Origin of the sequence: Cohnella faecalis, from assembly GCF_003570905.1 — a bacterium.
GTDB lineage: Bacteria > Bacillota > Bacilli > Paenibacillales > Paenibacillaceae > Cohnella > Cohnella faecalis.
The window spans coordinates 1,735,054-1,748,743 of record NZ_QXJM01000039.1 but is presented as its reverse complement, the minus strand read 5'-3'; the positions used below and the strand labels follow the sequence as shown (position 1 = coordinate 1,748,743).

13 protein-coding genes and 1 pseudogene are annotated in these 13,690 nt (G+C 57.6%); 6 read left to right on the top strand and 8 right to left on the bottom strand.

Going from position 1 to position 13,690, the window contains the following annotated elements:
* Window positions 1-19 precede the first annotated feature (19 nt).
* Window positions 20-544 (top strand): YfiT family bacillithiol transferase, encoded by a 525-nt coding sequence (locus tag D3H35_RS21000; RefSeq protein ID WP_119151085.1) that lies wholly within the window; start codon window positions 20-22, stop codon window positions 542-544.
* Window positions 545-591: 47 nt separating this feature from the next.
* On the opposite strand, the gene D3H35_RS20995 is transcribed toward D3H35_RS21000, so the two are convergent.
* A complete protein-coding gene (locus D3H35_RS20995) occupies window positions 592-1,101 on the bottom strand; it encodes a DNA-deoxyinosine glycosylase (protein ID WP_119151084.1) in 510 nt (169 codons plus the stop codon).
* Window positions 1,102-1,215: 114 nt separating this feature from the next.
* On the opposite strand from D3H35_RS20995, the gene D3H35_RS20990 reads away from it, so the two are divergent.
* From D3H35_RS20990 to D3H35_RS20975, 4 genes are all read left to right on the top strand, one after another.
* On the top strand, window positions 1,216-2,553 hold the full coding sequence (locus D3H35_RS20990) for a TrkH family potassium uptake protein (protein ID WP_233568030.1): 1,338 nt from the start codon (window positions 1,216-1,218) through the stop codon (window positions 2,551-2,553).
* A 133-nt stretch (window positions 2,554-2,686) separates the two neighbouring features.
* Complete coding sequence (locus D3H35_RS20985; RefSeq protein ID WP_119151082.1) at window positions 2,687-3,412, top strand: MBL fold metallo-hydrolase; 726 nt, start codon at window positions 2,687-2,689, stop codon at window positions 3,410-3,412.
* Window positions 3,409-3,963 (top strand): TetR/AcrR family transcriptional regulator, encoded by a 555-nt coding sequence (locus D3H35_RS20980; protein WP_119151081.1) that lies wholly within the window; start codon window positions 3,409-3,411, stop codon window positions 3,961-3,963. The genes D3H35_RS20985 and D3H35_RS20980 overlap by 4 nt, the downstream gene beginning before the upstream one ends.
* A gap of 86 nt (window positions 3,964-4,049) precedes the next feature.
* The gene (locus D3H35_RS20975; protein WP_233568029.1) at window positions 4,050-5,162 is read left to right on the top strand and encodes an HD domain-containing phosphohydrolase; all 1,113 of its coding nucleotides are present in this window, start codon (window positions 4,050-4,052) and stop codon (window positions 5,160-5,162) included.
* A gap of 55 nt (window positions 5,163-5,217) precedes the next feature.
* On the opposite strand, the pseudogene D3H35_RS20970 reads toward D3H35_RS20975, so the two are convergent.
* The 5 genes and pseudogenes from D3H35_RS20970 to D3H35_RS20950 form a co-directional block, all read right to left on the bottom strand.
* Window positions 5,218-5,864 (bottom strand): annotated as a pseudogene (locus D3H35_RS20970) (fumarylacetoacetate hydrolase family protein).
* A gap of 6 nt (window positions 5,865-5,870) precedes the next feature.
* The gene (locus D3H35_RS33635; protein ID WP_267901415.1) at window positions 5,871-6,209 is read right to left on the bottom strand and encodes a glycerophosphodiester phosphodiesterase; all 339 of its coding nucleotides are present in this window, start codon (window positions 6,207-6,209) and stop codon (window positions 5,871-5,873) included.
* A complete protein-coding gene (locus D3H35_RS33630) occupies window positions 6,188-6,706 on the bottom strand; it encodes a glycerophosphodiester phosphodiesterase (RefSeq protein WP_267901414.1) in 519 nt (172 codons plus the stop codon). Before D3H35_RS33630 ends, D3H35_RS33635 begins: the two co-directional genes overlap by 22 nt.
* 51 nt (window positions 6,707-6,757) lie before the next feature.
* The gene (locus D3H35_RS20960; RefSeq protein WP_233568028.1) at window positions 6,758-7,927 is read right to left on the bottom strand and encodes a CapA family protein; all 1,170 of its coding nucleotides are present in this window, start codon (window positions 7,925-7,927) and stop codon (window positions 6,758-6,760) included.
* 1,000 nt (window positions 7,928-8,927) lie between these two features.
* Window positions 8,928-9,728 carry an ROK family protein gene (locus D3H35_RS20950; protein ID WP_119151078.1) on the bottom strand — a complete coding sequence of 267 codons (801 nt, stop codon included), beginning with the start codon at window positions 9,726-9,728 and terminating at the stop codon, window positions 8,928-8,930.
* Between the two features lie 368 nt (window positions 9,729-10,096).
* Here D3H35_RS20950 and D3H35_RS20945 point away from each other — a divergent pair, with 368 nt between their 5' ends.
* Window positions 10,097-10,606, top strand: coding sequence for an SRPBCC domain-containing protein (locus D3H35_RS20945; RefSeq protein WP_119151077.1), 510 nt, complete (start codon window positions 10,097-10,099; stop codon window positions 10,604-10,606).
* Between the two features lie 93 nt (window positions 10,607-10,699).
* Here the strand turns inward: D3H35_RS20945 and mobB are convergent, their stop codons facing one another.
* Both mobB and mobA read right to left on the bottom strand, forming a co-directional pair.
* Complete coding sequence (gene mobB, locus D3H35_RS32680; RefSeq protein ID WP_233568027.1) at window positions 10,700-12,673, bottom strand: molybdopterin-guanine dinucleotide biosynthesis protein B; 1,974 nt, start codon at window positions 12,671-12,673, stop codon at window positions 10,700-10,702.
* Complete coding sequence (mobA, locus tag D3H35_RS20930; protein ID WP_119151075.1) at window positions 12,564-13,436, bottom strand: molybdenum cofactor guanylyltransferase; 873 nt, start codon at window positions 13,434-13,436, stop codon at window positions 12,564-12,566. The genes mobB and mobA overlap by 110 nt, the downstream gene beginning before the upstream one ends.
* Window positions 13,437-13,690 lie beyond the last annotated feature (254 nt).

Sequence of the window (13,690 nt, the reverse complement as noted above, 5' to 3'; positions counted from 1 at the left end):
AATGGGGAGGGAATTGGATATGGAACAATGGATTTATCCGATCGGAAGATTCGTGAAGCCGGCGACGACGTCGGACGACGAGCGCGAACAGCGGGTACGAGCCGTCTCCACGGCTCCCGCCGCGTTGCGCGCGGCAGTCGAAGGGTTGACGGGGCAGCAGTTGGACACCCCTTATCGCGAGGGCGGCTGGACGGCTCGTCAAGTCGCCCACCATACGACCGACGCGGCTATGACGGGCTATACGAGATTCAAGCTTGCCTTGACGGAGGACAACCCTACGGTAAAGACTTTCGAGGAAAACGCTTGGGCGGCGCTCCCGGATTCGATTGGATTGGAGCCCGAGGTGTCTCTCTTGCTGTTCGAATCGCTGCAAACCCGCTTCGACGCCGTGCTTCGCGAGCTTCCAGCCGAATCGTTCTCGCGGCCGTTCCTTCATCCCGCGAACGGCGAGATGACGATCGACCAGCTCCTTGCCTATTTCGCTTGGCACGGCCATCATCATGCCGCCCAGATCGCAACGCTTCGCAACCGCATGGGCTGGTAATCGATCATAAGGGTCCCGTCGGGTCGCAACGGCCTGCGGGACCTTCTCTATGTCTCTGCCGCTTCCTTAACGATACGCCAAGCTTCCAGCCGCTCCTCGAGACCTCTGTACTTCGGCGTCGGAATAGGACTTGTGGAAGGAAGCTTGAGCACCTTGCGTTCGGCGATTTCCGCCGTATGTCCGAAGTGCTTCAGAAGCTCCGCATGCGATTTTGCGCCGTTGCACACTATCGTCTTCACCCGAGGATATTGCCGGAGAAGTCCGGGAATATCGTTGGGCACGACATCCCTGATATCGCTGTCGAGACTCCCTTCCCGCTCGCACTGCGCGATCGTATCCCACAACGCGATCCCTTGCGAGCGCGCGAACGCGATGCGGTCCTCATAACCCGCGTCCGGCGGCCGATCCGCGAACAATCCGTATAAAATCGCCCATAGATGGTTGCGGGGATTGCCGTAATATTGCTGTATTCTCAGCGATGCCGTCCCCGGCATACTTCCGAGAATTAGAATTCGGGACCGCTCGTCCACGACGGGCGGAAACGATTGTACGCTCATTGCCGAGGCCCCTTTCACTCATGCAGTCTAATCGTTCTTTTTATTTGTTCCCGTTAAAGCATTGCGTTAAAATGAAGGCTGTCCACATTTTACATCAGAAAAGGGATGCTGTTCTTGCTTATCCGCTCTTTTTTATCGCAGCGTTCTCCTCAGCAAGTGCTCGTCGTCGGGTTTCTGCTGCTTATCGTCGTCGGCTCGATCTTATTATGGCTGCCGGTGTCGTCGCGGGACGGCCATGACATTAGCTTTCACGACGCTCTCTTCACCGCAACCTCGGCCGTCTGCGTGACGGGACTGACGGTCGTGCCTACAGGGCAGACTTTCTCCTTGTTCGGGCAAATCGTCATGATGATTCTCGTCCAGATGGGCGGAATCGGCTTCATGACGATGACGACGTGGTTCGCTCTCGCGCTCGGCAAACGAATATCGCTCAAGGAACGGCTCATCATTAAAGAATCGCTTAATCAAGCCAATACGGAAGGCATCGTCCGGTTAATTCGCAAGGTCGTGCTCTACTCGCTGGTCGTCGAAAGCGCGGCAGCTCTTCTGTTCGCCTTGCGGTGGTATTCGGAAATGGGCCCGGCCAAGGCGCTGTATTACGGTCTCTTCCATTCCGTATCGATCTTCAATAACGCAGGCTTCGACTTGTTCGGAGGCTTGGGAGCTTACGTTAACGACGTTCCGTTCAATATCGTGTCCATCGTCCTTATTCTGCTCGGCGGCGTAGGCTTTATCGTCATGTCCGATCTGATCGACTATCGGCGAACGCGGAGGTTTTCGCTTCATACCAAGGTCGTGCTCGTCTTTTCCGGCTTGCTGTTCGCCTTCGGCGGCTTCGTGATCTTCCTGTTCGAATATACGAATCCGGTCACCTTCGGGCAGCTTGGCGACGGCAGCAAGCTGTTGTCCGCCTTCTTCCATTCCGCCAGCCTGAGATCGTCGGGCACGAGCACGGTCGATATTTCTTCAATGCGGCAGGCGACGCAATTTTTCATGATCATCGTCATGTTCATAGGAGCGGCGCCGGGCTCAACGGGCGGCGGCATCAAGATCACGACGTTCGCGGTGCTCCTCGCCGCCGTCTGGACTCTTCTGCGCGGGCGTGAGGACGTCGTCCTGTTCCGCAACCGGCTGTCCAAGGATCTCGTCTACAAAGCGGTCACGTTCACGATGGTCGGACTGGCGCTCGTTATCGTACCGACAATGATCTTATCCGTGACGGAATCGGGGTCTTTTCTAAGCATCCTGTTCGACACCGTATCGGCTTACGGCACGGTCGGACACAGCATGGGAGTCGCGAACGAGGACTTGTCCGGCTTTGGCAAAACGCTGCTGGTCATCCTCATGTTCGTCGGGCGGCTCGGGCCGGTCACCCTCGCCTATGCGCTCCATAACAAAAAGCAGAGAAAGACGCTGTTCCGCTATCCCGAAGGCAAAATCATTATCGGATAAATCAAAAGGCGTTCGTCCCCGACTTCGGAGGATGAACGCCTTTTTCTTCTAAAAGCATAAACGGTGCCATTGACTAAACTAATGATATTAGTTATTATGCTAATATAAGTAGTTTACGAAGGGAGTTTTCGATATGAAAACGACGAATCTAGGCGAAGGCGTAACCCAGCTCTCCTTCTTCTCTTCCTGGTTCCCGATCAATTGCTGCCTGGTGGAGGAAGTGGACAGCGTTACGCTAATCGATGCTGCGATCCCTCCTTTAGCATCGGGACTTTTGCAGGCGATCCGCCGAACCGGCAAGCCTCTCGGCCATATTGTGCTCACGCATGCCCACAACGATCATATTGGAGCCGTCGGTGCGCTCAAATCCGCCTTTCCGGAGGCCAGAATCGTCATCTCCTCCCGCGATGCCCGCATACTGGCGGGAGATGTATCCTTGGAGCCGCATGAAGCCCAGACGCCCATTAAAGGCGGCATTCCGAAAAAGCCCCCGTTCGTGCAGGACGTTACATTCGAGGAAGGCGCACGCATCGGCTCGCTGCAAGCTGTCGCGACACCCGGCCATACGCCAGGCCATTTTGCCTTCTGGCATGAAGCGAGCGGGACGGCGATCGCGGGAGATGCGATGTCCACAAGAGGCGGCCTGTCCGTAGCCGGACGAATGCGGCCGTCGTTCCCGTTCCCCGCTTGGGCGACCTGGAGCGCCGAAACGTCCATCGCCAGCGCACGTAAGCTGCTCGCCATGACGCCGAAAGCTCTCGTCGTCGGCCACGGTCCGTCGCTGCATAAACCTGCCGCCGCCATCATCCGTGCTATCGAAGAAGCGGAAGCCGCTCTGACAAGGAGAAACAAACGATGAGAATCCGACTGACGCCCGAACGAGTTCTGGAAGCCGCCGCCGATATCGCGAATAACGAAGGCTTGGACAAAGTGACATTGGCCGCCGTCGCAGCGGCTCTAGGCATCAAAACGCCTTCCCTATACAATCATGTCGCAGGGCTTGAGGATTTAAGGATGAAGCTGGCGGAGATCGGAGCTCGCAAGCTGCGCGAGCGATTGACGGAAGCGGCGATCGGACGGTCCGGCGACTCCGCGCTAATCGCGGTGGCGAAAGCCTATGCCGCATTTGCCGGCAAGGAGCCCGGCATGTACGAGGCGTTGAACCGGCTGCCGGAAGCGCCGTCCGCGTTATTTCAGACCGAATCCGACCTTATTTTGCAGCTTCTTGTCCGGCTAATGGAGCATTACGAGTTGAATGCGACGACGACCGTTCATGCGGTCCGGGGTCTTCGGAGCCTCATTCACGGGTTCGCTTCTCTCGACGCTCTCGGCGGGTTCCGCATGTCGGAAAATAAAGACGACAGCTTGATCTGGGCCGTAAGTACCTATTTGAAGGGATTGGAAAAATAACGAGGCTTTTCCCCTGGAACAGGCAGGATTCGACAACTTTCAGCACGAATAAGGATAAAGATACCTTGTAAGGAGTTGTTCCTATCGTGCTGAAGCAAGAGCTGACCCCCGAACATTTGCTTCGTATCATATTCGACTATACTGCGAAGATAGCAAGCGAAACGAAGCTAAACTCGGTTCTCGTGCTTATGGCGAACATGGGCCGGGAAATGATCTTGTCCGACCGTTGCACGGTATGGCTGATCGACGCGGTTCGCGAGGAGCTGTATACAACGGTCGCGCACGGCGTGGACGAAATCCGCATTCCGTTCGGCAGCGGCTTCGTCGGAACAGCCATCGAGACGGGCGAATCGATTATCGTCGAAGACGCCTACAACGACCCGAGGTTTAACCCCGACAACGACCTCAAAACCGGTTATGTGACCAAATCGATCATATCGATTCCATTCCGGAACAATGAAGGAAATATAATCGGTGCTTATCAGGCCGTCAATAAAATGACCGAGAGCGCAGTCTTCACGACGCGTGACTTGGACATGCTGTCGCTCGCAGCCTCCTATGCGGGCAAATCGCTGGAGTCCGTTCTGCTGCACCAGGAAATCGTAGATACGCAGCGCGAGATCATCTCCACGATGGGCGAGATCGGCGAGATCCGCAACAAGGAGACGGGCAATCACGTCAAAAGGGTAGCGGACTACTCCTATGTGCTCGCGCTGGGGCTTGGCCTAAGCGAATACGAAGCGGAGCTGCTCCGCACCGCTTCTCCTATGCACGACATCGGCAAGGTCGCTATTCCCGACGCCGTGCTGCTTAAGCCCGGCAAGCTGACAGACGAGGAATACGATATTATTAAGTCGCATACGAAAATCGGGCATCAGCTGCTCAAGGGCTCCCGCCGCGAGCTGCTCCGCACCGCTTCGATCGTAGCCGAGCAGCACCATGAGAAATGGAACGGCACGGGTTATCCTAATGGGCTTAAAGGCGAAGACATTCATATTTACGGGCGAATAACGGCGGTAGCCGACGTCTTTGACGCGCTAAGCGCGGAACGGGTATACAAAGCCGCATGGCCAATCGAAAAAATCGAAGCCCTGTTCCTCGAAGAACGAGGCCGACATTTCGACCCCGCCGTCGTCGACGTTTTTTTCGAGACGCTTCCTAAGCTGCTTGCCATCCGTGAGCAATTCTCGGACAAATAACATAGCAAGAGGCTGATCCGCGGTCTCAAGCGACCTGTGCGGAGCAGCCTCTTTTTTATGCTTCCAGCTTAATGGTCGCGGTGCCGACCGACTCTTCGTTCCACCTTACTTCAAGCATATCGCCGTCCTGAAGCGCTCCGACTCCCTGAGGCGTTCCCGTGAACAGCACGTCGCCGGGTCCGAGCCCGTAATGCTTCCCGTAAATTCCACCAATTGCTGCAATCCGAACACCATATCCCGCACGTTGCCGCGCTGCGCTTCTCGTCCGTTTATTCGCAAACCGAAATCCGCCTCCGACAAGGCCGCTTCTCCAGGAAAGGCCATCCAACGGCCGATCGGAGCGGAGCTGCGGAAGCCTTTGGCGGCGAGCCACGGCTGTCCTTTGGCTTTCAGCTTGTCTTGCACGTCGCGCAGCGTCAGATCCAATCCGACCGTAAAGCCGACGATCAGGTCGTCTGCCTTCATGCCCGGTTCATACGCTTTGCCGATCAGGAGAACCAGCTCGGCCTCGTAATGGACGGAGCCGAATGCTCCCGGCAACAGAACGGGACGACCGTCGAGCGGGACGACGGCATGCGTCGGCTTCGTGAACAGCATCGGGGAAGTCGGCACCTCATTGCCCATTTCGGCGGCATGAAGCCTGTAATTTCGTCCGACACAGTATACATTGCGAATATTTTGAAAAGAAGCGAATTCGTTCATTGCGATTCAAAGCTCCTTCGATTGGACGGCCGCGACCCAGCGATCCGGGTAGTTCGTGCAAATTTGAAAAGGCTCGGGACGATTCGTCAGCAGCCGCAAGTTAGCCGGGTCGTTCACCGTCCAAACCATCACCTCTATGCCTGATTGCGCCGCATCGCGCAGCAGCTCAGGCGTTAGATGAGTGTAGCCGATCGACAAATATCCGGCATCCAGCCGCTTAAGAATATCGATCAAATTCGGAGGATTGCCGTCAATAATGAGCCCAATCCGAATAGTCGGGTCGGCCCGCCGCACTTCGCGAAGCAATTGCTGCTCGAAGGAGGTTATGACGACATCGGCCTCCATGCCCGGGAACGAATCGTCTCAAGCGTCCTCGCCGCCAAAATCCGTCGATCGTCTCCGTCATCCTTCAGCTCGATATTAAGGTTGCAGCGGCCGGCTGCCAACTCAAGCACCTGCGCGAGCGTCGGAACTCCCTCTCCCGCGTAGGAAGAGCTGAACCAGCTTCCCGCGTCCAGCTTGCCTAGCTGCTCGGCGGTGCACTCCATAACCTTGCCCTTCCCGTTCGTCGTACGCTTCAAGGTGCCGTCATGAATGACGACCGGCACTTCGTCTTGGGACAAATGAACGTCCAATTCCATCCAATTGACGTTAGGCTCTCGAAGCGCCATCTCGAACGCGGCCATCGTATTTTCCGGCGCGGCGCCCGACCAGCCCCGATGGGCCACGCATGGATGCAGTCGGCTTCGTTCCTCTGGCGTCATGGCTGCCATCCCCTTTTTCCATTTGCGACGATCGATAACAACCCACCAAAGCTTGAACCACAGCTTACTTAGCCTCAATATGACCGTTCTCCTTCACGATAGCTCCGTAAGATAGATCATTCAATCGGTTCAGTATTTCCTTAGCCGCCTCCGGTTCCATCGGCGCAGGCTGCGATTGCTTGGAAAGCATCGGGTTAAACGCAAGCTTGCACTCGCCGTCGGCCGCGCATTCCGCCTGGAGAACCCCGTTTCGGACGTCTTCGGATTTCCCGTCGTCGAGAACACGAAGTTGCCCAGGCTGTACGCGATCCACTTTCCTTTGTAGGCTTCGAACCCTTGCAGCACGTGCGGGTGACTCCCGATCACGAGATCGGCGCCCGCATCGACAAACGCATGACCGAGCGTCTTCTGCTTATCGTCCGGTCGTTCCGCTTTCTCGATGCCCCAATGGACGAGAACGACGACCAAATCTGCGTTGCCCTTCGCTTCCCGGATGGCGGCAATCACTTTCGTAGGATCGTAAGCTTCCGCAAGCCCCGGATGGTTCGTTCCCGCTTTCCAATCGGTTTCCGGCACGACTCTCGTAACGCCGATGAAGCCGACGGTCAGCCCGTTTCTCTCCAAATAACGGGGAGTGTAAGCTTCCGCCGCATCGGCGCCCGCGCCGACATGCGGAAGCTGGATGTCGTCCAGAGCGTCCATCGTGTCGCGAAGACCGACCCAGCCGTAATCCAGCGAATGGTTATTCGCCAAGCTTAAAACGTCGAACCCGGCATCCTTAATCGCCGGGAGCGCTTCGGCGGGTCCCCGAAACAAATACTGCTTGTTTTGCGCTGGATCGCCGCGGGTCGTTATCGACGTCTCCAAATTCCCCGCCGTCAAATCCGCCGCTTCGAGCAGGCTGCGCGCTTCCCGATAAGGGTAATCGTATCCGTATTTGTCCATCAGCTCCGCCACTCTCGCCGCCGGCAAAATATCGCCGACGAAAGCGAACGTTACGCTCCCGGAGCGGTCGCCGGTCTCCTCCGGTGTCGGAGAAGCGAGCGGCGACGGAACGGCCGCCGAAGACTCCGTCGGAGCCGCGGGGCTCGTTGCCTGCGACTCCGCAGGCGGCGCCGTTTCGGTGCGCGGCTTGTCGACCGTCCCCCGGTTCTCGTCGCCGCGAAGCTCGCTCCATACCCAGACGGCAGCGGCAATTACGGCGGCAAGCAAAATCAAATTAATGACGAGCCATCTGCGCAGCTTGTTCCGATTTCGTTGACGCGTTCTCCGATGCGATTGAGAGCGGGAATAAGGCATGAAGTCGCTACCTCCGTAAAGTTCTCTTCACGCATTATAACATAGAAGAAGCCGTCCCTTAAGGTTATCTTGGACTAAACGGGCGGCACAGAATTCGTGCGAATTGTGTAGCTAGAGCATCAGAGGGACGAGGTACCATACTTTCGGCGATTGGCGGGTGCGGGCGCTCTACAGTGGGACGAGGTACCATACTTTCGGCGATTGGCGGGCGCGGGCGCTCTACAGTGGGACGAGGTACCATACTTTCGGCGATTGGCGGGCGCGGGCGCTCTACAGTGGGACGAGGCACCTCACTTTCGGCGATTGGCGGGAGCGGGCGCTCAATAGTGGGACGAGGTACCTCACTTTCGACGATTGGCGGGCGTGGGCGCTCAATAGTGGGACGAGGTACCTTACTTTCGGCGATTGGCGGGCGTGGGCGCTCTACAGTGGGACGAGGTACCATACTTTCGGCGATTGGCGGGCGCTCTACAGTGGGACGAGGTACCTTACTTTCGGCGATTGGCGGGCGTGGGCGCTCAATAGTGGGACGAGGTACCATACTTTCGGCGATTGGCGGGCGTGGGCGCTCAATAGTGGGACGAGGTACCATACTTTCGGCGATTGGCGGGCGTGGGCGCTCTACAGTGGGACGAGGTACCCTACTTTCGGCGATTGGCGGGCGCGGGCGCTCTACAGTGGGACGAGGTACCTTACTTTCGGCGATTGGCGGGAGCGGGCGCTCAATAGTGGGACGAGTACCACCCGTTGCCGAGAGAAGCGACTCCGAAAGACAAAGAGGCTGTCCCTCAGAGACAACCTCTCCTATAAGTTGTATCCTTCGCTGCGTTGGAAAGTTAGGAACGAAGGATTACAGATTTAGCGTACTCGGCGCTGCCGTAAAGACCTGCGTCGTCTCCGAGAAGAGGAGGCACGATCCGCAGATGCTCCCGCAGCAATGGATGAAGCCTTTCGGATATGGCCGCGGTCAACGGCTCGAAAAAGACGCTTCCCGCGGAGGCTACCCCCCGCCCACGACGATAACGTCCGGGCAGAGCACCGCAATGACGGGAACGAGCGCTTGCGACAGCCAATTGGCGGTTCGCCGATAGATTTCGATAGCCATGGAATCCCCTGCCCGGCAAGCTTCCGACACATCCTTCGAGGTCAATTCTCCCAGCCTGTCGGCAGAAACCCGCGCGGAGAGAGGACCTTCCCATCCTTCCGCAATGGCATCTCTCGCCTGGCGAGCGATTCCGGTAGCCGAAGCGACCGTCTCTATGCAGCCTTTCATCCCGCAGCCGCACACGTATGGAATATCGGGAAACGTAATATGTCCGAGCTCTCCGGCCAAGTTGCCCGCTCCGTCGTGAAGCCTGCCCTGGCTAACCCAAGCCGAAGCCATCCCGGTGCCAAGGGTCACCCCGAGCACGTGCGGCAAGTTTTGGCCCGCTCCTCGCAGCGACTCGCCGTATACGATCATTTTGACGTCATTCTGAACGGTGACGGGCACTCCGGTCAATTCGCCCAGCCGATCGCTTACAGGCGTACGGGACAAGGGCAGGTTAGCCGCGTCGACAAGGCCTGCGATCGGATCGATAAAGCCGGGAAGCCCGAGTCCGATCGCCCCAAGCCGTTCCCGCGCAACGCCCTCCGCATCCAACAGCTCGGTGGCAAATCCTGCCAATTGGAGAAGCAGACCGTCAGCGCCGCGTCTCTTTTCCGTAGGTGTTTTTATTTTACGTACCAATGTTCCATGGGAATCGAACAATCCCGCAACAACGTTCGTGCCGCCGACATCCATGCCGAGAACATAACTCATACTTAAGAGTCCGCCCTTCCGATTTCCGCAATAATGACTGATTGGCGAGCTGTGCCAACGCTGTCATCATAGCAGGTTTTTTCTCGTATGCGCAAACATAGATTGGCTCTCCGGACTGCATATAAGTTATCGTCAATTTGCGTGCAAGCGAACTCCCCTATTGCCAAGTTGATTAGTATTCCTTGACAGGAATATTCCATATCGAGTATATTGAAATCAAGATTCAGGCAACTAACAAACGGCGCTTGGCCGGATGCTTGCCGGGAATTCCGGGACAAGCCGTTCACAACGCCGGAAAAGCACCTGCAACGACTGCAATCGCAAAGGCGATAATCCCCGACTCTACATTTCAGGAGGAATTCGTACCCATGTCGAACAAAATGACTCTTAAGGCAGAAGGTCAAGAGCTGACGCTCGAGCGCGTATTCGAAGCGCCGCGCGCCCTCGTATTCAAAGCGTTCTCGGAGGCCGAGCATCTGAAGCGCTGGTGGGGCCCTCGCGGCTGGACGCTTACGGTTTGCAACATCGATTTTCGCCCGGGCGGCGTCTGGCACTACTGCATGAAATGCATCGACGAGAATCAAGGCGATTACTTCGGCTTCGAATCATGGGGCAAGGCTATCTACCATGAAATCGTCGAAGTGGAGAAAATCGTCTATGTCGACTACTTCTCGGATGCCGAGGGCAATGAATCGGATGCGATGCCGTCGGCCCGGATCACAATGACTTTCGTCGAGCAAGATGGCAAGACGAAGCTTGTTAGTCACGCCCTTTACGAGTCGGCCGAAGCGCTCAAAACCGTGTTGGAAATGGGTATGGAGCAAGGGATCGCCGAAACCTGGGATCGCCTCGCCGAGCATCTGCAAGACGTGCAATAACCGTTCCTGCAACAAAAAGTCCCGGCGTTGTCGGGGCTTTTTGTTATGTTCGTTGCACGCAAGGCGGTGGTCGGGAGCACGAGGCCCCCTCGATTATGCGAAAAAGCGGCGGGCGAACGCGAGAACGGTCCCATAGTCCGAATCGGGAGCGGTGAAGATCGGGATGCCTTGAGATGACGCTTTTTCGAGGAATTCGGTGGAGTGGGAAGAAGTTTGAGCTGCTGAAAAATCGAGTGGTTCGGGGGCATCCGAGGCTGCAAATGCTTCGATTGCTTCGGAGCTCTCTCGGGTTGTCGAGGCTCCGAGAACGTTGCAAGCTTCCGGTGCAGCAATAGCTTTGACAGCTGCATTTTCATGGGGAAATCGCGTCAAGATTGCGACAACGTTGGGCAACGCCAACAAGTCCGCGTCCTCTGGACCCCGGAGCATGACGATTTTGGGATATGCTGCGTTTTTGAAGCCTTCCACAATGAGAGCTTCGACGCTGCGGGCGGCCATTCCTTCTGCTAGCTGTGCCAGCTCGGAGGGCCGTTCCTCGAACCAAGCGGTTCGAGCAGCCGAAGTAATGGCGGTCGCCGCCGCTCCCGCTTGTCTGTGCTTCCATGTGTCGGTGCCCGGAATATCGGGCTCGAAATCGTGCGCGTCGCGCTTGAGCGTGCCTACTCTCAGCCCCAGCTCCGAAAGCGTGCGCACGATTTCGCAGACAAGGGTCGTTTTGCCGGCGTTTTTGTAACCGACGATTTGAATAATGCGCATCGTTCTTCCACCCTCCTGTCGATGCCGGTATGTGTTGCGGCTAGAGCCGAATAGCTTCGACCAGTTCACCCTGCGCGAAGCCTTCCTTCGTCGGGGGATGACGATCAGGCAGTCGGCGCCGACGATCGTCGTCATGAGGCTCGATTTGTCGTCGCCGGTCGGCCGGACATAGAGAGTGCCTCGGCTAATTTCCGTCCGACTTCGGATAAACCGAGTGTAGGCGTTCACTTTCGGGAACGACTCGGCCAGACGGGCCTCGAATCGTTCCGGTAATGGCTCGGAAGAGCCTAGCATCGTTCTTATGACGGGAAGCGCGAACAAGTGAAAGCCGACAAAACACGCACCGGGGTTGCCGGATAGCGCAAGCAGCAAGCGGCCTTCGCCCGATTCGGCGGCTGTCGTCGGGCTTCCCGGTCTCATCGCCACTTTGTTGAACAGCGTTCGACCGTCCCAGCGAGCGAGCAAGTCGACCATAATATCGTAATCGCCGACGGACACGCCGCCGGTCGTCAGCATGAGATCCGCTTCGGCGAGCCCTCGTTCGACGAGCGCTTGCGCGGCGTGAACGTCGTCGGGCACCCGGCCGAGAACGACGGGCTCCGCCCCCGCTTGCTTGACCAGCGCTTCGAGCATGATGGAATTGCTGTTGCGGATGCGGCCGGGCTGAAGCGGCTCGTCGACTTCAAGCAGCTCGCTGCCGGTCGACAGAATGGCGACCTTGGGCTTGCAGACGACCGGTACGCGCGCGAAGCCGCAAGCGGCAAGCAAGGCGGATTCGCCTGCGAGAACGACTTGTCCTGCCGTCAGCAGCTTCTGCCCGGCGGACATCTCGCAGCCGACGTCGGCGACGTTGCGGCCTGCCGGAATGGGATGGGCGATAGCTACCAAGCTCCCATCGCCCCCCTCCGTCGCTGGGCGGGTCATCTCCAGCATTACGACCGCGTCGGCCCCATCCGGAACCATGCCTCCGGTCATAATGCGCGCCGCTTGCCCTTTTGCGATTCTCCGTGCAGGAACGGCGCCGCAAGGGATCGCTTCTACGACGCTTAGAATCGCAGGCTCATCGGGCGTCGCCAGCAGCAAATCCTCGGTGCGAACCGCATAGCCGTCCATCCCTGAACGCCGAAACGGAGGAAACGGCTCGGTCGCATGAACGTCCTCCGCAAGACGTCGTCCCCAAGCGTCGCTCAGCGAAACGATCTCATTTTCCAGAGGTACGGCTCTTTCGAGCAAAATTCGCTGCGCTTCTTCCGGTTGAATGGTATGTCTTCGAAATTTCCCGGCTTCGGCGGGCGTGGTCGGCAATAGCATGGGAGTCGCGGGCTCCTTTCGTTTGCATCGGAGAAAAGCGTGAAATCATTCTATACATCGTAAAACGATTTATATACTCGTTCGTATTGCTCGGGAGTATCGACGTCGTCGGCGAACGTTGTGGCAATTCCATGCTCGGCGAATTCGCGTTCCTCGACTGCGATCCACTCGATCCGATCCAGCAGCGACAGCAGCCTGCGCTCTCCTTGGCGAAGAAGCTCTTCCGCGACGGCCGCAGCGTCGCGGTCATAAACCGCGTGAAGCGGCTGAAGTCTTCCCCGATTCGGGGAAGAGCGGCCAGGTGGCGAACGGCCGCAGCGTTTCGCTCGGGCCCGTTCGGGAGCTCGGCGGCGAAGCGGCCTTGCTCGCCGCCATTGACCGAAGCGAGCCGATCGGCCAGCCATGCGGCAGCGCGAGGATCGGGCGCTGGCTGGTCGCAGCCGAGCAGCCAAACGAGACGATGGGAAGCAGCGGACAATCCGGCGTGCAGACCGGCAAGCGGACCTTCCCGCACGAACAAATCCGGCGTCGTTCGCACGACCGGGCCGGGAGGAGAATTCGCCGCCAAGTCGGATGCAGCTTCGGTTAAGCTCGAAGCAAAGGCTTCGTCGTTAGTAACGACGACGATCTCGTCCGCCCACTGCGAGACGATGCGAATTTGCCGTTCAATGAACGTCTCGGCTCCGAGCGTCAATTGCGCCTTGTTGACTCCGCCCATCCGACGACCGGCGCCCCCGGCCAACAAAACCGCCGATTTCCGCACCTCTCCGCCCTCCCCCTTTTTCCGTCATCCTAGCAAGTTGGTATCATTGTATCCCCACTCCGTCTTCGTGACAACCCTCTTCGGCTCAATCCACACTCCCGCGTACGGAAAAAGCCCGACCGACAATGAAAATGTTTGCCGATCGGGCCTGATTATGATTTAGCTTCGGTGTTTAACCGATGTACAAGCGATTTATTAGCCAACAACTACTAGGCATCGTAGATTCACGCTCTCCCGCCGACTTAAGCAGCCCT

Bases quoted from the DNA above. Each gene is read 5' to 3' on its own strand.
- D3H35_RS33635 (WP_267901415.1), bottom strand. From the start codon at position 6,209: ATGGAGGCCGATGTCGTCATAACCTCCTTCGAGCAGCAATTGCTTCGC.
- D3H35_RS20945 (WP_119151077.1), top strand. From the start codon at position 10,097: ATGTCGAACAAAATGACTCTTAAGGCAGAAGGTCAAGAGCTGACGCTC.
- D3H35_RS20985 (WP_119151082.1), top strand. From the start codon at position 2,687: ATGAAAACGACGAATCTAGGCGAAGGCGTAACCCAGCTCTCCTTCTTC.
- D3H35_RS20960 (WP_233568028.1), bottom strand. From the start codon at position 7,927: ATGCCTTATTCCCGCTCTCAATCGCATCGGAGAACGCGTCAACGAAAT.
- D3H35_RS20950 (WP_119151078.1), bottom strand. From the start codon at position 9,728: ATGAGTTATGTTCTCGGCATGGATGTCGGCGGCACGAACGTTGTTGCG.
- D3H35_RS21000 (WP_119151085.1), top strand. From the start codon at position 20: ATGGAACAATGGATTTATCCGATCGGAAGATTCGTGAAGCCGGCGACG.
- D3H35_RS20995 (WP_119151084.1), bottom strand. From the start codon at position 1,101: ATGAGCGTACAATCGTTTCCGCCCGTCGTGGACGAGCGGTCCCGAATT.
- D3H35_RS20980 (WP_119151081.1), top strand. From the start codon at position 3,409: ATGAGAATCCGACTGACGCCCGAACGAGTTCTGGAAGCCGCCGCCGAT.
- mobB (WP_233568027.1), bottom strand. From the start codon at position 12,673: ATGCTATTGCCGACCACGCCCGCCGAAGCCGGGAAATTTCGAAGACAT.